23 protein-coding genes and 1 pseudogene are annotated in these 20,466 nt (G+C 71.3%); 8 read left to right on the forward strand and 16 right to left on the reverse strand.

Annotation, left to right across the window (positions count from 1 at the left end):
* Nucleotides 1-2: 2 nt before the first annotated feature.
* Nucleotides 3-685 (reverse strand): annotated as a pseudogene (locus EMA09_RS23260) (helix-turn-helix domain-containing protein).
* A gap of 331 nt (nt 686-1,016) precedes the next feature.
* On the opposite strand from EMA09_RS23260, the gene EMA09_RS29105 reads away from it, so the two are divergent.
* Entirely contained in the window at nt 1,017-1,403 is a 387-nt protein-coding gene (locus tag EMA09_RS29105) for a hypothetical protein (protein ID WP_240796528.1), read from the forward strand.
* A 24-nt stretch (nt 1,404-1,427) separates the two neighbouring features.
* Here EMA09_RS29105 and EMA09_RS23270 read toward each other — a convergent pair whose 3' ends face one another.
* The 4 genes from EMA09_RS23270 to EMA09_RS23285 form a co-directional block, all read right to left on the reverse strand.
* Nucleotides 1,428-1,919: an amino acid transporter gene (locus tag EMA09_RS23270; RefSeq protein ID WP_206305991.1), complete on the reverse strand. Its 492-nt coding sequence runs from the start codon at nt 1,917-1,919 to the stop codon at nt 1,428-1,430.
* Nucleotides 1,919-2,797: a GNAT family N-acetyltransferase gene (locus EMA09_RS23275; protein WP_129842928.1), complete on the reverse strand. Its 879-nt coding sequence runs from the start codon at nt 2,795-2,797 to the stop codon at nt 1,919-1,921. The genes EMA09_RS23270 and EMA09_RS23275 overlap by 1 nt, the downstream gene beginning before the upstream one ends.
* 10 nt (nt 2,798-2,807) lie before the next feature.
* Nucleotides 2,808-3,899, reverse strand: a complete 1,092-nt coding sequence (locus EMA09_RS23280) for a protein kinase family protein (RefSeq protein ID WP_129842929.1) — start codon at nt 3,897-3,899, stop codon at nt 2,808-2,810.
* Between the two features lie 78 nt (nt 3,900-3,977).
* Complete coding sequence (locus EMA09_RS23285; RefSeq protein WP_129842930.1) at nt 3,978-4,835, reverse strand: NAD(P)H-binding protein; 858 nt, start codon at nt 4,833-4,835, stop codon at nt 3,978-3,980.
* Nucleotides 4,836-4,923: 88 nt separating this feature from the next.
* On the opposite strand from EMA09_RS23285, the gene EMA09_RS23290 reads away from it, so the two are divergent.
* Complete coding sequence (locus EMA09_RS23290; protein WP_129842931.1) at nt 4,924-5,655, forward strand: TetR/AcrR family transcriptional regulator; 732 nt, start codon at nt 4,924-4,926, stop codon at nt 5,653-5,655.
* A 554-nt stretch (nt 5,656-6,209) separates the two neighbouring features.
* Here the strand turns inward: EMA09_RS23290 and EMA09_RS23300 are convergent.
* Complete coding sequence (locus EMA09_RS23300) at nt 6,210-6,395, reverse strand: hypothetical protein (protein WP_129842933.1); 186 nt, start codon at nt 6,393-6,395, stop codon at nt 6,210-6,212.
* A gap of 59 nt (nt 6,396-6,454) precedes the next feature.
* Complete coding sequence (locus tag EMA09_RS23305) at nt 6,455-6,733, reverse strand: hypothetical protein (RefSeq protein ID WP_129842934.1); 279 nt, start codon at nt 6,731-6,733, stop codon at nt 6,455-6,457.
* A gap of 175 nt (nt 6,734-6,908) precedes the next feature.
* On the opposite strand from EMA09_RS23305, the gene EMA09_RS23310 reads away from it, so the two are divergent.
* The 3 genes from EMA09_RS23310 (at nt 6,909) to EMA09_RS23320 (ending at nt 8,566) form a co-directional block, all read left to right on the forward strand.
* Nucleotides 6,909-7,751: a helix-turn-helix transcriptional regulator gene (locus EMA09_RS23310; protein ID WP_129842935.1), complete on the forward strand. Its 843-nt coding sequence runs from the start codon at nt 6,909-6,911 to the stop codon at nt 7,749-7,751.
* Nucleotides 7,733-7,942, forward strand: coding sequence for a DUF397 domain-containing protein (locus tag EMA09_RS23315; protein ID WP_129842936.1), 210 nt, complete (start codon nt 7,733-7,735; stop codon nt 7,940-7,942). The genes EMA09_RS23310 and EMA09_RS23315 overlap by 19 nt, the downstream gene beginning before the upstream one ends.
* A 141-nt stretch (nt 7,943-8,083) precedes the next feature.
* Nucleotides 8,084-8,566, forward strand: a complete 483-nt coding sequence (locus EMA09_RS23320) for a ricin-type beta-trefoil lectin domain protein (protein WP_129842937.1) — start codon at nt 8,084-8,086, stop codon at nt 8,564-8,566.
* Between the two features lie 87 nt (nt 8,567-8,653).
* Here the strand turns inward: EMA09_RS23320 and EMA09_RS23325 are convergent, their stop codons facing one another.
* The 4 genes from EMA09_RS23325 to EMA09_RS23340 all read right to left on the reverse strand — a co-directional run bounded on the left by EMA09_RS23325 (nt 8,654) and on the right by EMA09_RS23340 (nt 11,866).
* On the reverse strand, nt 8,654-9,103 hold the full coding sequence (locus EMA09_RS23325; RefSeq protein ID WP_129842938.1) for a class I SAM-dependent methyltransferase: 450 nt from the start codon (nt 9,101-9,103) through the stop codon (nt 8,654-8,656).
* Nucleotides 9,104-9,155: 52 nt separating this feature from the next.
* Nucleotides 9,156-10,004, reverse strand: coding sequence for a helix-turn-helix transcriptional regulator (locus EMA09_RS23330; RefSeq protein WP_129842939.1), 849 nt, complete (start codon nt 10,002-10,004; stop codon nt 9,156-9,158).
* A gap of 153 nt (nt 10,005-10,157) precedes the next feature.
* A complete protein-coding gene (locus tag EMA09_RS23335; RefSeq protein ID WP_129842940.1) occupies nt 10,158-10,568 on the reverse strand; it encodes a cytidine deaminase in 411 nt (136 codons plus the stop codon).
* Nucleotides 10,569-10,579: 11 nt separating this feature from the next.
* The gene (locus EMA09_RS23340) at nt 10,580-11,866 is read right to left on the reverse strand and encodes an MFS transporter (RefSeq protein WP_168220790.1); all 1,287 of its coding nucleotides are present in this window, start codon (nt 11,864-11,866) and stop codon (nt 10,580-10,582) included.
* 111 nt (nt 11,867-11,977) lie between these two features.
* On the opposite strand from EMA09_RS23340, the gene EMA09_RS23345 reads away from it, so the two are divergent.
* A complete protein-coding gene (locus EMA09_RS23345) occupies nt 11,978-12,289 on the forward strand; it encodes a helix-turn-helix domain-containing protein (protein ID WP_129842942.1) in 312 nt (103 codons plus the stop codon).
* An 880-nt stretch (nt 12,290-13,169) separates the two neighbouring features.
* Here EMA09_RS23345 and EMA09_RS29320 read toward each other — a convergent pair.
* The 5 genes from EMA09_RS29320 to EMA09_RS23375 all read right to left on the reverse strand — a co-directional run bounded on the left by EMA09_RS29320 (nt 13,170) and on the right by EMA09_RS23375 (nt 16,186).
* The gene (locus EMA09_RS29320; RefSeq protein ID WP_276324198.1) at nt 13,170-13,292 is read right to left on the reverse strand and encodes a hypothetical protein; all 123 of its coding nucleotides are present in this window, start codon (nt 13,290-13,292) and stop codon (nt 13,170-13,172) included.
* Nucleotides 13,289-14,179, reverse strand: a complete 891-nt coding sequence (locus tag EMA09_RS23360) for a transporter (protein ID WP_240796529.1) — start codon at nt 14,177-14,179, stop codon at nt 13,289-13,291. The genes EMA09_RS29320 and EMA09_RS23360 overlap by 4 nt, the downstream gene beginning before the upstream one ends.
* Nucleotides 14,176-15,072: an ABC transporter ATP-binding protein gene (locus tag EMA09_RS23365; RefSeq protein WP_129842943.1), complete on the reverse strand. Its 897-nt coding sequence runs from the start codon at nt 15,070-15,072 to the stop codon at nt 14,176-14,178. Before EMA09_RS23365 ends, EMA09_RS23360 begins: the two co-directional genes overlap by 4 nt.
* Nucleotides 15,069-15,473, reverse strand: a complete 405-nt coding sequence (locus EMA09_RS23370; RefSeq protein ID WP_129842944.1) for a GntR family transcriptional regulator — start codon at nt 15,471-15,473, stop codon at nt 15,069-15,071. Before EMA09_RS23370 ends, EMA09_RS23365 begins: the two co-directional genes overlap by 4 nt.
* A gap of 260 nt (nt 15,474-15,733) precedes the next feature.
* Nucleotides 15,734-16,186 (reverse strand): hypothetical protein, encoded by a 453-nt coding sequence (locus EMA09_RS23375; protein WP_129842945.1) that lies wholly within the window; start codon nt 16,184-16,186, stop codon nt 15,734-15,736.
* Nucleotides 16,187-16,481: 295 nt separating this feature from the next.
* Between EMA09_RS23375 and EMA09_RS23380 the strand changes: the two genes are divergently transcribed.
* Both EMA09_RS23380 and EMA09_RS23385 read left to right on the forward strand, forming a co-directional pair.
* Nucleotides 16,482-18,212 carry a hypothetical protein gene (locus EMA09_RS23380; RefSeq protein WP_129842946.1) on the forward strand — a complete coding sequence of 577 codons (1,731 nt, stop codon included), beginning with the start codon at nt 16,482-16,484 and terminating at the stop codon, nt 18,210-18,212.
* A gap of 202 nt (nt 18,213-18,414) precedes the next feature.
* Entirely contained in the window at nt 18,415-20,223 is a 1,809-nt protein-coding gene (locus EMA09_RS23385) for a hypothetical protein (RefSeq protein WP_129842947.1), read from the forward strand.
* The last annotated feature ends 243 nt before the right edge of the window (nt 20,224-20,466 follow it).

Consider the following 20,466-nt stretch of genomic DNA (forward strand, 5'->3'; position numbering starts at 1 on the left):
AGTCAGAAGGCAGGGCCGGCCGCGGCCCGCAACGCCTCGGTCGTCGCGGCGTCGGCCGGCAGGAAAGCCTCAAGTCTCAGCTCGGCCAGCGTCACGTCCACGGCGGTGGCGAACGTCGTCACGGTCGTCACCAGGCTCAGCTCCCCGTGCGGCGAGGCCAGGCGCAGCGGGACGGCGAAGCCGAGGTGCCCGGCGGACGGCTACGGGTCGGCGACGTATCAGGCCAGTTCGTCCCGCAGTTCCGCCAGGTGATCGACGCGGGTGAGGACATGGCGCGCCCATTCGGCGAGATTCCGGATGCGGGGGACGTGCCGTCTGTGAGCAGGTCGAAGGCGGTGTTCGCCGCGATGAGGCCGCCGGCGCGGTCCACGACCAGCGCCGGGTACGGCAGGTGCCCGCGCAGGATGTGGTCGATCGCCGCGCGCACGGGCGCCAGTTCCGGGCCGTCGAGCGCGGACTCGGCGTAGACGGGCGCGTAACCGGCGGCCAGCAGCAGCTCGTTGCGCTCCCGCGGCGGCAGCTCCAGCGACTCCGCCAGCCGTACGACCATGTGCCGCCCCGGTGTGGACCTCCCCGACTCGATGAAACTGACGTGCCGTTGCGTCGTGCCCGCCCGCATCGCCAGGTCGAGCTGGCTGAGATGCCGGCGGGTGCGGCGGCCACGGAGCGCGCGAGGGAAGTCCACGGGCCAGTTGTAGCGGTGGCGCGCCGCCCCCCAACCATTCCCCGGCGGGAATCGCCGCCGCGCGCACCGGCCCCGAGCATCACCGGCATGGACATCGGCGCAATGCTCCCGACCGGAACCGCCCAGTGGGGCACCGACGACGACCCGCGCGAGCTGATCGGCCTCGGCCGCCTGGCCGAACGCCTGGGTCTCACGTCGGTCTTCGTCCCTGCCGTTCCTGCGCAGGCCGGTCCAGGCGGCCCAGTCCCTCGCGTCGATCGACCTGCTGTCCGGCGGCCCGCCCGTCTGGCTCGGCGGCGCGACGCCGGCGGCCCTGGCACGCACCGGCCGGATGTACGACGGCTGGCTGCCCCACCCGCCCGACCCCGCCGACTGCGCGGCCGGCCTCCTCGGCATCCGGGAGGCCGCAGCCGGCGCGGGCCGCGCGGCCGGGGACGTCACGCCCGCGCTGTTCGTCTCGGTGCGGATCGACGAGGACGCCGAGCGCGCCCGCCGGGCACTGGACGCCTACGCGCGGGCCGTCTACGGCATGCCGCTGGAGCGGACGCAGGCGGCCGTCACCGGCTCCGGCGACCAGGTTCTCGCACGGCTGGGACGGTACGTCGCCGCCGGCGCGCGGCACATCGTGATCCGCCCCGGCGCCCCGGACCTGGCGTCCCAGCGGGACCAGATGGAACGGATCGCCGCCCTGGTCCCCGCGCTGCGGACGCTGTCCTGACCGGCGCCTCCCCGCCCGGCCCGGTCAGAAGTGGGTGGTGATGCCGAACGCCTGCCGGAGCTGCGCCATGTCGTGCCGGTCGCGGTCGGCCGGTTCGTAGCCCTGGTGGAACGCGACCTGCTGCTCCGCCGACAGGCAGGGGACCGTGGTCCCGGAGATCGTGCCGGTGACGAAGCACGACGCGGGGTAGGCGTACCTGTGTTGGGGGTCGAGTGACGCCTGCGTCGCCGAGCCGTCCCCGGTGAAGACCAGGGGGTGCAGGTCGATCTCCCGCCCGTCGGGGTGGGTGACGACGAACCGCGCGGGCCGCCAGTCGAGGGTCTCCGCGAACCCGGCGTCCGCGAGGGCCTTCACGACCGCCGGTTCCTGCTCCTCGCGGTGCATCAGGTCGAGGTCGCGGTGGTCTCTGGTCTGCCGGCCGACCAGGGCGTCGATGCCCCAGCCGCCGCCGATCCAGACCTCGGTGTCCGCGTTCCGCAGCAGGTTCAGGATGGACACCACGTCGTCGCCTGTCATCACCCGTGCACCTTAACGCCCATCACGCGGTCCCTGACCTCGGGCAGCGGCCGCAGGCCGGCCGAACGGTAGGTGGCGACGGCGCCGGTGTTGGAGCTGGGGGTGCAGACGAGCACGCTCGACGAGCCCATCTCCCGCAGGGCCGCCGCGGCGGCGAGGGTGACGGCCCTGCCGTGTCCGTGGCCGCGGTGATCGGGGTGCACGCCCATCGGCTCGATCAGCCCGGGCCTGCCCGGCCCGGCCGACCACACCGTCACGACCGCGACCGCGTTCCCCCGGTCGTCGTACGCGGTGAGGGAACGGGCGTCGGCGTACGCGGAACCGGCGGCCATCGCGTGCCAGCGCTCCGCCGCGAACGTCGATCCGTCGAACGAGGCCCGCAGCACGTCGGCCCAGGCGCCCGCCCGCTCCGGCCCGGTCACCTCGATGCGCACGCCCGGGTCCTGCACGGGGTCCGCGAGGTCGCGGCGCAGCGGTGTCCACGGCTCGCCGGTGCCCCAGCCGGCCCGGGCCAGCAGGTCCTGGACCAGCGCGTCGGCGGGCGCCTCGACGGCCGCCTCGCCCCCGGGCAGTACGCCGCGGGTCGGGTCGGTCGCGTCCTCGGCGATCCGGTGCGACAGTTCCTCGTCGCGCCGGGCGTCCGGCGCGAGGGTCATCCGCAGCAGCCCGGGGCCGTCGAGGAGCCCGACGGCGAGGATCCGCCCGTCCCGGCTCCATGTCCGGACGGCGGCGGCCGTCGCCGCGGGACCGAGCCGCTGGTACCAGCCGAGGTCACTCGGGTGCAGTTGCATGGGTGCCCCGTCGTACTGCCACCCGCGCAGCGCGCGCACGGCGTCGTCCAGCTCGTCGACACCCGGGGTGCTCAACACAGCGGTCATGGCGCAGAGTTCACATGATTGGGCGACCGGCCCGCACCCGGTTTTCGCCGGCATGCCCGTCGAGTCGCCGGATCTCCGCCAGCGGGTAGGGAGTCGTCCGACTGTCCTGCCGGAACCGGCGGTGGAAGCCGCCCACCGCCGCGGCGACCGGCGCGTGCCGGACGAGGAGCGCGGCGACACCCGCCGGAATCCCCTGCGGCGTCACCCCATCGGCGCAGGCGCGGACGAACGCGGCGCGCTCGTCCGGCCCGTGACCGTACAGGGCGACGGCCAGCCAGTTCACCAGGTGTGTGACGGTGTAGCAGCGGTCGTACGCGAGGTGCTCGTCGAAGAACGCGGCTTCGTCGGGGGAGAGGTCGAAGCGTGAGGAGAGCGCGAGCCCGTAGTCGGCGAAGAAGAGCCGCCGGCCGTCGGTCAGGATGTTCCGGAAGTGGGCGTCGAAGTGGAGGAGGCCACGGGCGTTCATGAACGAGACCCCCGCGGCCAGCTCCTCCTCCACCATGGCGCAGGCCCGTTCGGCCGCCTCGTCGCCGGCCGTGATCCGGCGGTCGAGCCAGTCGTGCAGGGTGTGCGGGATGTATTCGAGGAACAGCACGAGGCTCGCCGTCGACTCCCGGAGCGACTCGATCCGGTGGCGCACCGCCGCGCCGCCGCCCCAGTAGGCGACGGCGCGTTCCACATCGGCCAGTTCACCGGGCAGCGGCCGGCCGCCGTCCGGGAGCACCCGCCAGTGGTGCATCAGCGGAAAGCCGTCGTGGTCGCCGGCGATCACCCAGTTCGTCGTCATGGTGTGCACGGCCAGCTCCCGCCAGGCCCCGGCCCCCGGGCCGCCGATGTCGCCGACGCCGTAGTGGCAGAACATCGGCAGCCCGAACAGGTTCGCCGTGGAGCGGACGTGCTGCGGCCGCCGTTCCGGGTCGGTGACGCGGATCTGCTTGACGAAGACCGGAGTGCCGTCGATGTCGAGCAGCAGCGTCTGCCCGCCGATGCCGGAGCCGACCGGCGTGGCGGCGTCGAGGAGTTCGCGCAGCCGGCGGTCCCCGCACAGGGCGAGTGACGTGGAGACGGCGCCGTGGGCGGCGAGTCGGGCGCTCCGCGTCATGCCGGGATCTTCCACCTGGGCCTCCAGCCGGGCGTACGACGCTCCTGCCGTCACCCTCTCACGCCCGCGCGGCCCGGGTCAGGGACGGGGCGCGCGCAGGACGGCCTCCAGGGTGAGCGGTTCGCGGCCGATGAGGGTGGCGAGCGTCGGGTCCACCGCCGCGAACTCGCCGGCGCGGCTCGCGGCGAAGATGCCCAGCAGCCGGTCCGCCACCAAGGCGGGGACGCCGTCGGCCACCAGCCGGTCGCGGTACTCGTCGTCGGGCACGGTGGTCCGCGTGACGGCGCGGCCCGTGACGCCGGTGGCGACGTCGGCGATGTCGTCGAAGGTGAGCGCGCGACCCCCGGTGAGCGGTGGGGTGGGTCCGTCGAAGCGGCCCTCGTCCGCGAGGATCGCGGCGGCCGCCCCGGCGAGGTCCGCGTGCGCGGTCCAGCTCACCGGCCCGGCGGCGGGCAGCGCGATCCGCCCGCTCGTCAGGGCGTCGCCGAGGAAGTGCACGGCGCTCGTGGCGTAGAAGCCGTTGCGGAGCGAGGTGAACGGCACGCCGCAGGCCCGCAGCGCGTCCTCGGTGGCGGCGTGGTCGCGGCACGCCTGGAAGTGCGATGTGGCGCTCGCCCCCATCTGGCTGGTGTAGAGGATGCGGCGGGCGCCGGCGGCGACAGCGCCGTCGATCGCCGCGCGGTGCTGCGCGACGCATTCCTCGCCCATCGCGTCGACGGAGACGATGAGCACCTGGGACGCGCCCTCGAAGGCGTGGGCGAGGCTCGCGGGCTCCGTGAAGCTGCCCCGCCGGACCCGCACTCCCCGGTCGGCCAGGTCCTCCGCGCCACGCGGGTCGCGGACGCTGACGCCGATCCGTTCCGCGGGCACGCGCGTCAGCAGGTTCTCGACTGTCCGCCGCCCGAGCTTCCCGGTGGCTCCGGTCACGATGATCATGATGCGCCTCCATCTGTTATCGGTGTTATCGGCAGTAGCGTATCACCGTTAATAACGGCGGTAGCGTGACCGCTGTATCGTCGGATACATGCCATCTCGTCCCCCCGGCGCACGCACCCACGACGCCCCGGCCGATGCCCGTGAACAGACCAGGAAGCGGGTCATCGAGGCCGCCATCGACCTGCTGACGCGCGGTGGGCGCGACGCCGTCACGACACGCGCGGTCGCCGACGCGGCCGGCCTCCAGGCACCGGCCATCTACCGGCTGTTCGGGGACAAGGACGGCCTGCTCGACGCGGTCGCCGAGCACGGCTTCCATGCCTTCCTGGCCACCAAGCGGGTCGATCCGGACCCGCCCGACCTCATCGAGGACCTGCGGGCCGGCTGGGACACCGCGGCCGAGTTCGGCCTGGCCAACCCCGCGCTGTTCACGCTGATGTACACCGAACCGGGCAGGAGCGCGTCGGCCGCCTTCGCGACCGGCATGGAGATCCTGCGGGGCCGCATCCGGCGCCTGGCCGTCGCCGGACTGCTCCGTGTCGGCGAGGAACTCGCGGCACAGATCATCCACGCCTCGACGCGCGGCGCGGTGCTCACCTGGCTGTCCCTGCCCGAGGACCGGCGCGACCCGGCCCTGCTGACCGCCGCGCGCGAGGCCATGGTCACCGCAGTCACCACGCGGCGGCCGGCCGTCGACGAGTCGGGCCCGGCCGGCGCCGCCCGCGCCCTGCGCGCCGCGCTCCCCGCGCAGACGGTTCTCAGCGACGCGGAGCAGCGCCTGCTGGGCGAGTGGCTGGACCGCATCGCCACCGCCGGCTGAGCCGGCCGCCCGGTCCCGTCAGGCCCGCAGCACCGCGACGGCGTACGGGGCGAGGCGGTAGGGGGCGGTGGCGCGGGTGTGCGGTGGGGAGGGGGCACACGGGTGGGGCCATCGGAGCCGACCTCGCATGCCTCGTCGACACGATCCACTTCGCCCCGTCCAAGGCGAGTCGACTGCTGCAGGCGGCTGACCTCATCGCTTACCTGCATCGGCGGCTGGTCAGTGGCCAGGACGGTGATCCGAGGGCGCGAAAGGCCAATGAACGGCTGTGGTCTTTCGTGGAGGATCGTGTCGTCCACCGGTATCGGTGGACGACAGAGCAGGGGGAGCAGGGCGAGTAGTACAACGTCGGAGTCGACAGCACAAAGGCCCCGCTGGAGCGGGGCCTGAGGCGAACCGGGCATGAGTGCTGAAGATGTCCCTAGGAGCGGGCTAGCACGGTGAGTCTTCCCATAGCCGCCCCGTGACGAGAATCATGCCGGGCCGAACCGCGTCGGCGCTGTGCACGCCCCGGGCCGGGATCGGGGCGTCGGCGTCCGTTGCTCCTGCCTGGGTCAGCGGGTCGGGTTGCGGCTGCGGGCGTTGACCTCGGCGAGCCGGGCGCGCAGGACTTCCTCTGGGCTGAGCGTCCGTACGTCGTCCGGTTCGGCGTCCCACTCGCCGCCCCCGCTCAGCCGTCTGAGCCGCACCTTCGGCCCGTCGATCCGGCACACGACGACCCCGACGCGATCGAGCGCCATGTCGTGGACCGTCGCCCCGAAAGCCGGTCCCGGCGGCCGGGCTTCGGGCTCGCGCCCGGTCACCGTGCGGCCCCCTTCACGATCACGGCGGCCAGGGCCAGGGCGACCGGGGCCGAGCACACCCCGAGCTGGACGAGGGCGTACCGGGCCTGCCGCCCGGCGCCGGGCGCGACGGCCCCGGCGCCCCGGACGTCCAGCGCGGGAAGCTGGATGCCGGCGCGCCGCAGCGCGGCGGCGAGGACGTCCCGCGCCTCCGTCGCCTCACCGAACTTGGCCGTGGCGCACGGCTGGTCGGCCCCGGCGCCGAGCGGGCCGTTGGACGGGTGTCGCGTCGTCATGGTGCGTGCTCCTTCGGGTGTCCTGATGTGAACCCGTCCCGGCACCGGGCGGTCTGTCGTACGGTGCGTGACCGGGGCACTACGAGGATGCGTCGACGGTGGGTCCGGTACGCCCCGGACGGGCCGGGGCTCCCCGGCGGCCGTCACACGTTCCACACCTTCCACGGAGGACTCGATGCCGACGAGACGAGCGGTCACCGGCCGCAGCAGGGAGCCGCGCGCACGGTTCGCGGAGGAACTACGGCAACTGCGAGTGGAGCGCGGCCACAGTCTCCGGCAGTTGGGCGAACGGTTGGGCTGGGACTGGTCGTTGTTCGGCAAGATGGAGAAGGGCGAGACGCTCGGCGGCCCCGAGGTCGTCCAGGCCCTCGACCACTACTACGAGACACCCGGTCTGCTGCTCGCGCTGTGGGAACTGGCGATCAGCGACAAGACGCAGTTCAAGGAGCGATACCGCCGCTACATGGCACTGGAGGCGGAGGCCACGAGCCTGTGGCACTTCGCGGTGAGTGTTGTGCCGGGCCTGCTGCAAACGCCCCACTATGCGAGGGAGCTGCTGGCTTCGGGTGGGCTCAGAGGAGAGGAGCTGGAGCAGCAAGTAGAAGCTCGTATGCGACGAAGCGAACTACTCACAGGAGAGGATGCACCGCAGTTCCGGACAATATTGTCCGAGGCGGTGCTGCGTACGCCCCTGCTCGACGCGGGGGAGTGGCGGGCGCAGTTGGAGCATCTGGCTGCCATGACGGAGCGGGACAACGTGATCGTGCACGTGCTCCCGTTCAGCGTGGGTCTTCATGGCTTGCTCAGTGCGGACATGTGGTATCTGCGGTTGCCTGACGGGCGTACGGTGGCGTACACGGAGAACGGTTATCGGGGCGAACTCATCGAGGAGACGGCGCCGGTCGAGCGACTTCAGCTCACGTACGATTCGGTGCGCGACCTGGCACTGTCCCCGGCCAAGTCGCGTGGTTTCATCCTGCGCATCCTGGAGGAAGTGGCGTGCGACCCTTCGATCTGAACGTTGCAACCTGGCGCAAGAGCAGTTACAGCAACCAGGACGGCGGCGCGTGCGTCGAGGTCGCGGATGACCTCGCCGATGCCGTCCCGGTGCGTGACAGCAAGTGTCAGCGGGGGCCGGTTCTCGTTTTCGGGTCGCCTGCGTGGGTGTCGTTCGTTGCCTCAGTGAAGGGTGTCGGACGCCGCTCCTGAGCGCGTGCCGCGTGCGCCTCGGCGTCGTCGTGGCGCACAACTCCAGGAAACGGACAGTTGGTTTGCCGTTCACTCGAACGTCTTCCCCGGGACGGATCGATGTTTGCAGGTGTTGCGGAGTGATCGACAGCGTGCCGCGTCATGAAGATGACCCTCCGGCGCGGCCGTCTGGCCCTCGCCGCCGCCTTCGCGGCTCTCCTGCTCTGTGTCACGGGAACGATGACCACGGCCTCCGCCGCCACCACGTACTGGACGTTCAAGAACCACGCCAACGGCAAGTGTCTGACCGCCTCGTCGAGCAACAAGGTGTGGGTGGCCACCTGCACCGGCGGCACCTCGCAGCAGTGGGACTTCGTAGGCCCGAACAACGACTGGCTGAAGAACCGCGCGACCGGCCGCTGCATGACGACGGACATGGAGACCCACCGGAACGCCGTCTGGACCACGACCTGCTCCGCCACCTACAGCCCCGCGCGCTGGCAGTACTACTCCAACTCGGTCTTCACCTACCCCTACGGCGACAATCTGCGGACCTCCCCGTCCGGGTCGTCCGCCGTCTACTCGGTCGACGCGTGGGACGATGCTCCGCTCGAGTACTCGGAGTGGACCGGAAGCCACAACTGATCCCACCCCCGGACACGACGAACGGCCCGCGCGTCACCCCACCGGCGACCCGCGGGCCGTTCGCCCGCTGCTCATGAACGGCCGGCTCTACGCGGAACGCACGCCACGGATGAGCAGCGTGCCGATGCGACGCCTGCCGTGCTCCGGCGCAGGCAGTACCGTCGCCGTCGTGTCCTCGAAACCGTACGTCCTGAGCAGGTCGATCCATGTCTCGGGCGGGTAGTCCCAGCGCTTGACGACGGCCGGGTCCTCGTCGGGACCGCGAGGGATGTAGGACGCCTGGCAGCCGTAACAGCCCTCGATGGGCGGGTGCTGGGACATGGCGAGGACTCCGCCGGGGACCAATACCTCATGGACGGCGGGGAGCATCAGTGCTGGATCGGTGAAGTAGCCCGCGCCGAAGACCGACAGGACCGAGTCGAAGCGGGTGGTGGTGCCCGAGAGGAAGGCGAGAGCGTCGCCCTGGTGCAGCTCCGTCCCCCGTAGGCCCGCGGAGCGGGACTCCTGCCAGAGGTCTCGCTCCTGTATTGCGCACACTACGGAGCGTGTCGGACGGCGCGCCGCGTTCTTGCACCAGCTTGCACGCGGATCAGTCCAGTGAGTCGATCACCTTGGTGATCAGATTGCGCGCGGCAGCCCCATGGGCGGCGATTCGAGACAGCTCGGAGAAGGCTTTCGCGTACGTCTCGATCTCGCTCGGAGCTGTGATGTTGAGGGCCGCTGTCAGTGTTTCGACGCTCACTTGACGCCCGTCGAAGAGGTAGAAGGCTTCAAGTGGCCACACGCGGCGTGGGGCGGACAGCGGGATGACGCCCATGCTGACGTTCGGCAGGGACATGACCGCCAGGAGGTGCCCCAGTTGCCCCGCTCTCGTCTCGGTGTTCCCGATGCGGTAGTGGAGCACCGCCTCCTCCAGGAGAAAGGCCAATGTGCGTCCACTTTCGTACAGTACCCGGGTGCGTTCGAGCCTCGACTGGGCAGCGGCGGCAGCGTCATCGGGCGTCCCCTGGAATGCCGCGATGGTGGAGAGCAGGGCCGACGCGTACGGTTCGGTCTGCAGAATCCCGGGCACGACGTTGGAGCAGTACACGCGGAAGCGATGCGTGCGCTCATACAGGGGGAGGACTTCTTCCTGTGCCCTGCGCATGCCGTGCCGGTGGAGCTTCTTCCAGTGCACGTACAGCTGATCGGCCTGCCGGTTCGCCGCGATGAGGTCGGCTGCCTGGTCTCTCGCTACTGTCGCGTCGCACCACGCGCGGATGTCCGCATCCGACGGCGGCGTCCTGGCTCGTTCGATGCGTGACGACTTCGCCGCGCTCCACCCGCACCGGAGAGCCAGCTCCCGGCCGGTCAGCTCCGCCTCTCTGCGCAGCTCCCCGAGCCGGGCGGCGATGACGGCACGAGCGGCCTGGACGCTTGAGGACGGAGACGGTGACATGCGGATCGGCTCTTCGGTGCAATGAGGGTCAGATCAGGAACTTCTCATGAGGGACGCCGCGCGCCCAGCTTCGAAGGCCCGTGACGCCATCTGTGCCACGGCCGGTTCGGTGCGGACCTCCCAGCGGGGCTCGGACCTGTCGCCCAGGGTGCGTCAGTCGAGCGGGTCCGGCCATGTGTGGGCGGGGAGCAGGTCTGCCAGTTCGGTCGTGCGGTTGCGGCCGAGGATCACGCCCGTCCGGATGTTGGCCGGGTCGATCTGGCGGATGAACTCCCGGCACCGGCCGCACGGTGGGAGTACGTGCAGCGCGCCGTTGTCGTTCCGCCAGACGGCGACGATCCGCGCGATGCGGTACTCGCGGGCCGTGACCATGGCGGCGATCGCGGCGTGCTCCGCGCAGAAGCCCGTACCGGAGCCCGTGTCGATGCAGACGCCCGTGAACACGCTGCCCGCCTCGGTCACCAGGGCGCTGCCCACGTCGCCGAAGAGCCGGTCGCCCACGCGGTGGGGATGCAGCACGGCCGCGGCGGCGGTGATCAGTTCGTCGTCGGAGATCGTCGTCATGGGGCCGGAAGCTACCGTCCGCCGCCGGTTCCGGCCACCGGTTTCCCGTGCGGCCGGGCGGTGGCCTCCGGGACGGACCCCGCGACGCGTACGGATCTCCCCAGGCCGCCGGTCGCGCGCCGCCGCAGCGTGACGCCCGCGAACAGGACCGACAGCAGGGCGAGCGCGGTCACCGCGCCGACGTAGACGAGCGCGGTGGTGCGCAGACCGGCGGTGGGGACCGCGAAGCCGGCCGCCACGGCCGGGACGCTGTTCGCCAGGTAGCAGACGACGTACACCGCAGCGAACATCTCGGCGCGCTTCTCGTGCGCCGTCTGCGCCAGCATGCGGAAGGCGCCGAAGAACGCGGTGCCGAACCCCGCCCCGGCCACGGCCGTCGCGGCGAGCAGCAGACCCATGGACGGCGCCAGGAGCGCGGGGAGCGTCAGGGCGGATCCGGCCGCCAGGGCCGCGGAGCCGAGCAGCATCATGGGCAGCGGGGACATGCCGCGCAGCACGATGCAGGCGAGGGCGGCCGATGCGGGGAGGAGTGCGACGACGAGACCGGCGACGAGATGGTTGCCGCTGTGCAGGATGTCGGCCGTCAGCGAGGACCCGAGGGAGAGGTAGAGGCCGCCGATCGCCCAGCTCGCCACCATGGACGGGACGGCGATGAGGAACGCCCCGCGGTCGGCGTGCGGGACGGAGGCCCGGGGGCGCAGTGAGGCCAGTGCGCCGGGCCGGAGCGGGGACGTCTCGGGCACGAGCGCGGTCGCCGCGGCCATGGCCAGGAACGCCGCCGTGAGCAGGGCGAAGACGACGATGTGCGGGGACGGGGCGTACTGGGTGAGCGCTCCGCCGGCCAGGGCGCCGAGGGCGAGCCCGATGGTCGTCCCCGCGCTGGTGAGCAGCGGGCCGAGGCGTGATCCCGGGCTCTGGAGGTCGATGAGTCCGGCGCTGATGGCGCCGGTGGCCGCTCCGGTGGCGAGCCCCTGCAGTGCCCGGCCGGCGACCAGCGCCCCCACTCCGCCGGCGGTCAGCAGGACGGCCATCGCCACCGCCTCGCCGGCGAGTGCGGCGACCAGCACGGGACGGCGGCCGAGGTGGTCGGACAGCCCGCCGACGACGAGCAGGGCGATGAGCAGGGCGAGCGCGTAGACGGCGTAGACGACGGTCAGGGAGGTGGCCGACAGGTCCCAGCGGCGGGCGTACTCGGAGTAGAGGGGGGACGGGGCGCTGCTGGCCGCCATGAGTGTGAGCTGCACGATGCCGAGCAGCCAGAAGCCCGCCGGGCGGGACAGCCGGAGGGAGGTGAGCATGGGGATCCCTACGTGAGAGTTCCAGGAAACTCGAACAAACGGAGCGTACGCCACCCGGATGGAAAGTTCCAAAGGAGTCGAACTTTCGCGTGATCCCGTACCCTCCGAACCATGACCGGATCGACGCGCGAGTTCCCGCATCCCGAACCCGCGCAGCTCGAGCTGACGGTGGTGCTCTTCGCCCTGAGTGACCCCGCGCGGCTCGAACTGGTGCGCCGGCTGGCCGCCGACGGTCCCCTGGAGGTGGCCGAGTGCCAGCCCAGCTCGGGGCCGATCCCGAAATCGACCCTCTCCCACCACCTGAAGACGCTGCGCGAGGCGGGCGTCATCCGCAACGTCCCGAACGGCCGCCGCCGCTCCGTCAGCCTGCGCCGCGCCGACCTCGACTTCCGCTTCCCGGGCCTGCTGGACGCCGTTCTCTAGACGATCAAGTCCTATGTCTGGCGGGCTCGTCCCACGGGCACCTTCCGCCGTCTCGCTGATGGCTTCCCGGTCCCGCGGCGGGGGGGCGGCCAGGCGGGACGGCTTGCGGCACGGAGCGGTATCCAGGACCGGAACTCACCTGGATGGGGGTTAGCTTTCATCACCCAGGAGGCAGTCAGATGTCCGTCAAGCCGGTTCCCCAGGGCTACCACACCGTGACGCCGTGGATCATCTCGCGCGACACGGTGCAGCTCATCGACTACATGAAGAGGGCCTTCGGCGCGGAGGAGGGAGTTCACCAAGGCTATGGAGTACGTCCAGAGCGCCGACTTCTTCCCCGTCAGGGAACCCAACCTCGGCTGACGTCCAGGAGCGAGAAGAGAGTGTCCAAGATCATTGTGTGGCGGATGAGAACTTGGACACCTTGCTGACCGCACTGTATGGGCAGATCGATGACGAGTTGATGTCGAGGAGGACCTGGTCGCCGGTCGGCCCGGCCCGCTGCTGATCGCCGACAAGGGCTCTCGAACCGCTGCGGCCGTCGTTCAAGCGGGAGAAGAAGCGCAAGGGCGAGCCTCTTCTCAAGTCGGTGCGGCAGCTGATCGAGTCTGTGAACGACACCCTCCAACATCAACCCGTACGGCACCTTCCGCCTGGAGATGGACAAGCGGCTCGACCTTGCGCCGCTTCTCTCAGTGCCCCGTCCCTGCGCCCCGGCGGACGCCTTCGCCCAGGTTCTGGCGGAACCGAGGTGGACCCCGTGCCCCCAAGGCCGGTACAGGCACCGGCCTTGGGGGGGCAACAGGAAAGCCGATATCGGCGAGATGCGGTGAGAGGACCCTGCCCCTCGCGGCTGCTCCCGTAGTGGGACCGGCGTCCGTCAGGTCACCCGGCGGCGGATCCACCAGACGCAGAACCCGGTCAGGGCCAGGGTGAGGCCCAGATAGAGCACGGTCTCGGCCCATTGAAGGGCCCAGAAGTTCCCGGCGGGCTGGTACGTCACCTGCTGCTTGTAGCCCAGGGCGCCGAGGTCGGCGACGCAGCCCTCGACCTGCTGCAGGGCGGGCCGGCCCGACTCGGTGCGCAGGCAGTCGGTGAAGGACGACGGCACGGGGGCCGCCTGACCGGCGGCGTCCAACGTCTGCTGGGAGGTGACCCAGACCCGGGCATTTCCTCGAGGTGCGCGACGAGCTGCCTGGCGCCGTCCTGGATGCTGATGGGGGCGCCGCCGGGCTCGATCGGCAGGACGGTCCGGTCCGCGGTCGCCAGGTGGGGCCGGATCCACATCGGCACGGCGATCTGAGCGGCGGTGTAGAGGGCGAACGTGGTGACCATCGCGGGCAGAGTGCGGCGGATGACCAGGCCGAGGGCGACGCCAAGGACGAAGGCGAAGGCGGCATGGGCCATGGGGACGACACCTCGTGCGGCGAAGGCCACGGGGTCAAGCCGCGGGAAGTACGTGTCCGTCGCGCCGCCGCCGTTGACGGCCCGGTCGATGGGGCTGCTCCACCAGCTCACCGCGAGGCTGGTCAGCCCGGCAGCGGTCATGGAGGCCGCCGCACCGAGGCCCAGCTTGATCGCCAGCCAGCGGGTGCGGGTGACGCCCTGGTTCCAGGCGAGGTAGTGGGTACCGGTCTCCAGTTCACGGGAGATCAGCGGTGCGCCCCAGAACATCCCGATGACCGCCGGCACGGCGAGCACGACCAGCAGTCCGGTGTAGTAGAGGGTCTGGTCCGCACTGGAGACCTGGTCCACCAGGCTGCTGCCGGCCGTCCGGTAGAGGTCGGCCAGCTGCGGACCGGAGGCCGCGAGGGCGGCGGCGAGGACGGCCACGGCGGCGAACAGCACGGCGGCCGGGGTGCGGAACTGGCGCCAGGTCAGCCAGATCATCGGAGTACCTCCAGTGCGGGCCTGGTGTCACGTACCGCATCGGCGGGCCGGGTCATGTAGGCCAGGACGATGTCTTCCAGACCGAGAGGGCTGACGGTCCAGGACGGGTCGTGGACCGCGGTGTCGGTGCGCACCAGGAGGGTGGTCTGCCGCTCGGTGTGGCTGACGGTGATGACGTGCTGGCCGCCCGGGAGGGTGGCCGGGTCCCGGCGCGGTCCGGTGAGCCGGTGGTGGCAGGCGACCAGGTCGTCGATGTCGCCGGCCACCTGCACCCGGGAGCCGACCAGGACGACGACGTAGTCGCAGGTCCGTTCCACGTCGGAGACCAGGTGGGAGGAGAGCACGACGCTCAGCTCGTGCTCGGCGACGGCCTCCATCAGGTCCTGCATGAACTCCCGCCGGGCGAGCGGATCCAGAGCCGCGACCGGCTCGTCCAGGATCAGCAGTTCCGGGCGCTTGGCGATGCCAAGGGTGAGCGCGAGCTGCGCGCGCTGGCCGCCGGACAGCTTGCCGGCCCGCTGCTTGGGGTCCAGACCGAGGCGACGGATCCGGTCGCGCGCTACGGCGTCGTCCCAGTTCGGGTTGAGGCGTTTGCCGAAGTCGAGGTGGTCGGCGACGCTCAGCGCCGCGTAGGTCGGGGTGTCCTGTGCGACGAAGCCGACCTTGGACAGCTGTTCCACACCCGCGGCAGGACGACCACCGCACACCTCGATGGTGCCGGCCGTCGGGGTCAGCATGCCGGAGGCCAGGTTCAACAAGGTCGACTTGCCGGCGCCGTTGGGGCCGACCAGGCCCACCACCCGGCCGGCGGGGATATCCAGGTCGCAGTTCTGCAGCGCCCAGCGCTGCTTGTACCTCTTGCCCAGGCCCTGGGCTCGCAAGACAGCGCTCACGCTACGTCCTCTCCGGCGGCGTTGCGAAACATGCTCATGAACAGCGCCTCGATGCTCTCGTCGTCGAGCCCGGCCAGGCGGGCCTTGGTCAGCCAGCGCTGCAGGTCCTTGCGCAGCGGTCCGTGCGCGGCAAGCGTGCCGTCGGCCAATGTCCGGGTCACAAACGTCCCGACGCCGGGACGGGCGGCCACCAGACCGTCGTGCTCCAGCTCCCGGTACGCCTTGAGCACCGTGTTCGGGTTGACCGCCATCTGCTTCGCCACGTCCTTGACGGTCGGCAGCCGGTCCCCCTCGTTCAGCAGGCCCAGGCGCAGTGCATGTCGAACCTGCTGGACCAGCTGCTGGTATGGGGAGAGGCCGGACCGGCTGTTCAGGTGGAACTCAATCACCGGTTCCTCCATTTATCTAGTTGCCTAGCACTGTAACTCTCTACGTCGACCATTCGGCAAGGCGTGCGCTGCGGGCACCGACACCGAGGGGAACCGGCCGCGCATGGCTGGCGCTCGCCAGACCTCACTCAGGTGTCGAGAAACGACCGTCTGTCGACACTCGCGCTCCTCGTCCCGGAGACCTGCAACGGGCTCACGGTGCGCTCCGAGTACGACGCCGTCGGGTGGCGTGTCGGGCTGTGGGCGCCCTCGGGACGCGACAGCGTCCGGACCTACGGGCGGGGCGACCGGGCGCGGTGCGCGTCCGCCGGCTCCAGGCGGGCGCGTGCCGCGGCGGTCTGCGAGCCGTCCGACCCGGCCGCGGCCACCGCGAGCCCCGGACAGGCGATCCACTCGTCGAACCGTTGCCGGCGCAGACAGTAGCCGTGCATCGCCTCGCTGAGCTGGTGGACGAACCCGTACCGGCCCTCGGCGAAGAGCAGCCGGCACACCGGCGGAACGGCCGGCCAGTCGGCGTCCATGGCGGTGAGGGCGTCGTCGGCGCCGGTGAAGCCGTGGTCGACGACGTCGGGGAGCCGGAAGATCCGTCCCCAGCGCGGGCGCCGGACCGCCAGCAGGTCGACGGCCGCGAGCCGGCGCTGGTACCAGCCGGCGATCCCGGCCACCGCCTCGCGGCGCAGGACGGCGTCCGAGCTGCCCGCGGCCCGGTGGACGGCCGGCTCCATCCGGAAGCGGCCGGAGTCCGAGACCGACAGCAGGCCCGATTCCAGCAGGCGCGCGGTCGCGCCCCGGGCGCATTCCGTATCGCCGCGCCGGCGAGGCGCTCGACCAGGCCGGGGGGGCAATCCGGAACCGGGGTGCACCCCCAGGGCGCCGCAGAGCTGAAGCGCCTCGCCGTCGAGGCCGGGCGGCAAGCGTTCACCCGTTCGTTCGGTGTTCGCAGTCATGTATCAACTGACGTGCCCATGAGCACGGTTACGTTCGCCCCCGATTTCTCTCTCGCAAAGGGGCGCACCGGGCATGCCCAATCTTGAGTTCTCCAGGCACGACGTGCAGAACACGGCCCAGCGTTGGCCGTGGGAGACGCAGAAGGCGTTCGCCGAGGAGATCGACGCGGAGGACATGGCCGAGAACGCCGCCGTGTACGCCCGTGCCGCCGCCGAGGGCGCGGACGCCGCCGGCCTCGCCGAACGCGCGTCTCAGCTCGCCGCGAGTGCGGGGGAGCTGGAGTCGGCGAGCCTCGTCGACGACGAGGGCCGCATCAAGGACACGCAGCAGGACCTGCGCCCCGATGAACTGGGGGGCGTCCCCGGCCTCCTGGTCCGCGCCATGAACCTCGCCCTGGACGCGGACGAGGAGGCGTTCGGCCTCATCCTCGGCGACGGCGGCCTCGACGTCGGCTACACCCGTCACGTGTCCGCCTCCGTCAACGAGTACAACGGCTGGGTCGAAGCCGTGAACCAGGCCATGGCGGCGATCCCCGCGACGGAGTTCGGGACGGCCCCCCGCCCCGTCCCCGTCAGCCTCGCCGGCCACGGCACCCGCATGGTGCAGCCGGTGATCGGCCCCGACGGCCGGCTCCACTGCCCCATCGAGAACTGGGCGCCGGAGATCCGCGAGCGCCACCTGCGGGACGCAGCCGACGACGCCGTCACGGCCGAGGAGGAACTCAGCGCCGTCATCGACACGTACCGCAACCGCATGACCGAGGTCGCCGGCGAACTCGACAAGCAGCACTACGACCTGTCCGAAGGCCCGCTGGGCGACCTGTGGATCAACCCCGAGATGGCCACCTGGGCCGGGGACCGGCTGCGTTCCCTGGTGGCGGAGTACGACCAGGCGGACCCGGAGACCGTGGCCCAGCTCCTCGCCGGGGTCGAGGGCATCCTCGGCGGCATGTACGAGGAGTACGGCGAGGACGGTGCGGCCGGGTCGGGACGCCGTCTCACCGAGGCCGAACGGGCCTACCTGGAGACCTTCTACGACCGCCTGGACTCCGACACCCTGGCCGCGCTGGGCGCACGCGACTGGACGCTGGGCGGCGAAGGGCTGCAGGAGATCGGTGACCGGATCACGCGTGTCCTGGCGGACGGCGCCGTCGTCCTGACCAACCCCGAGCTGGGCGGCATCGACCCGGCCACGGACCCGGGGGCCGTGCCCACCAGCATCGCGCACTACACATTCGCCGACCAGTACCGGGACTACGACTCGGACATCGAGAAGTTCAGCGGCTTCGGCAGCCTGATGACGAACGCGACAGTCCCCCTCGGCCGGCAGTTCGGCGAGGACCTGGCCCGCACGGTCGTCGACACCCTCCCCGAGACGCGCGGCAGGACCGACGAGGCGGGGGCACCCCTCGACACCGGCATACGGGAACTCCTCGACGTGACCTCCCGGCGGCCCGGTGCGGCGGCCCTGATGATGAGTGACAGCGACTTCACGGAGTCCATGCTGAGCCGCCTCTACCCCCACGACACGGGTACGGACTCCTCGGAGCCGAACGTGCAGGAGTTCGTGCGGCGTGCCACGACGCTGCCCGACGACGTCGCCTACGACAGCGCGGCGGGCCGCGCGTACGCCGACGCCGCGTACACCTACCTCTCCTACGCGGACTCCGAGGCGAAGGGCTCCCTGCAGAACCTGACGGAGGACACGATTCGCGACCTCGTCAAGACATACGGCGAACTGGACCCCGAGCGCTTCGGCCGTTTCCAGGACCTCCCGGACGAGCCCTGGGTGCCGAACCTCTGACCGGCCGACAGATACGATCCGCTCGCGCGGGGGATGACCGGCCGCAGCCGTCCGAAGTGCTTCCTTTTGTGAACCCGCTTCTGCTTCGCGGATCTTGGGGTGACCCTCGGGTACAGCGCCGGCGCCTGGCGGTACATTGAGCCGTCCCGGGCATGCCCGGGACGGTATCGGTGCGTTCTCCTCCGCAAAGGGGCAGCAGGTCATGGCAGGTTCCGTCGATGTCACCTTCAGCAAGGACGAGGTCGAGGGAGCCGCGCAGCGCAAGCCCTGGCGGACGCAGCGGGACTTCCACGCCGAGATCGACCCGGAGGAGATGGCGGACACCGCCATGGCGTACGCGCGCGCTGCCGCGGGCGGCGCGGCCACCGAGGACCTCGGCGAGCGCGCCGCCCGGGTGGCCGAGGAGTCGGGAGAGGGAGACGGCGCCGCGCTGGTCGACGGTCAGGGCCGCATCGACGACACCGTGGCGCGCCTCCAGAAAGACAGCGTGGACCGCGTCGTCGGCCTCCTCATCGGGGCGATGAACCGTGCGCTGGACGCCGATGAGAAGACGTCCCAGCGGATCGTGGGTCCGCACGGGCTGGACGAGGCGTACGGCCGGCACCTGTCCGCGGCGATCAACGAGTGGAACGGCTGGCAGGACGCCCTCGGTGAGGCGGTCTACCGGACCCGCACCTGGGCCTACGACACGCCCCCGGCCATCACGCTCACCTACAACGGCACCTCCCGCTCCGTCGCACCGTCCGCCGGCGCCGACGGAGCGGCCCTGTACAGCATCGACGACTGGGCGCCGGAGATCCGCGAGCGTCACCTGCGAGCGGCGGCCACCGACGCGAGCACCGCCGCCGACGACATCGACGAGGAGATCACGGCGTACCGCACCAAGCTCATGGACTACGCCGCGGAGCTGAACGGCGAGGGCTACGACATCTCGGAAGGCCCGCTGGACCTCTGGACCGGGGAAGCGATGGCCACCTGGGCCGCCGACCGCCTCGCCGAGTTGCTGAACACCGACAGCCTCGCCGCACAGCTGGACCCCGGCTCTCCGGACGCGGAGGAGATCAACCGGCTGATGGCGGGCATCCAGGGCATCCTGAACGGTGTCTACGACACGCCGTACGAGGACGAGTTCGACGCCCCGGGACCGAGCCGGGAGATGACCGCCGAGGAACTCGCCTACCTCAAGGCGTTCTACGGCAGGCTGAGCGGCGAGGACCTGGCCACGCTCGGCGTGCTGAGCGGCGGCGGCGCACCGGGCGCCGCGACGCAGCTCGAAGAGGCGCAGCGTACGGCCGCCAATGGCGTGCTGCTGCTGACCGACCCGGAGGCCGGCGGTCTCGACCCGGCCCGGCAGCGGGACGACATACCCGAGTCCATCGCGCCCTTCGTCTACGACTACGCGGACATCCTGACGCCCGGGGTGCACGCCGACGTGGTGCGGGACTTCGACGGGTTCGGGCAGCTCATGTCCCGGTCCGACCTCGCCCCCGGCGAGCAGTTCGGCGAAGACCTGGCGAACGCGGCCATCGGCATCGACTCCCGCACTCAGTACGTCACCGAGGGCTACAACGCCGACCCGATGAACACCGGCACCCGCAACTTCCTGGAGGTCGCCAACCGCAGGGACGGCCTGGCCACCGAGCTGATGGCCGACAAGGACTTCACCGACCGTCTGCTCAGCACCGAGTTCCCGAAGTTCAGGGACACCTACTCGGGCGAGGAACCGGAAGGCCCCGCCCTCGCGGTCGACATCTTCACCCGCGACGCCACCTGGCTGCCGAAGGGCGTCGCACCCGGCTCCGACGCCGCCGCGCCGTACGCCGACGCGGCCTACAACTACCTGAGCTACGCCGAGCACGCCTATACGTCCGACCCGGACGACGTGTCCCGCCGCCAGATCGACCAGGGAACGATCGACCGCCTGCTGGAGACGTACGGCAAGAGCGATCCCGACCGCTTCGGCCGCTTCGAGGACCTGGCCGACGGCCCGACGACGCCGGACCCGTGGTGAACGTCCTGGACATCCCCGGCAGGGAGGAACGAGGGCGGCTGTAGGTCACGGGCGGCGCGGCGCACCGGTCCGGGTCCGTCGGGTCGCCCTGTGCCGGGCCGTTGCGTACGAAAAGTGCGGCGGGGACGGGTTGTCCGGTCCCGGCCGGTGTCGTCCGATGTGCTCGCGGTGGTGAACTCCGCTCGGCGACAAGAGAGTTGGGCAACCCCGGGTTCGAAAGGCGGCGGCTGCCGGTACATTGAG

It is taken from the genome of Streptomyces sp. RFCAC02, assembly GCF_004193175.1.
GTDB lineage: Bacteria > Actinomycetota > Actinomycetes > Streptomycetales > Streptomycetaceae > Streptomyces.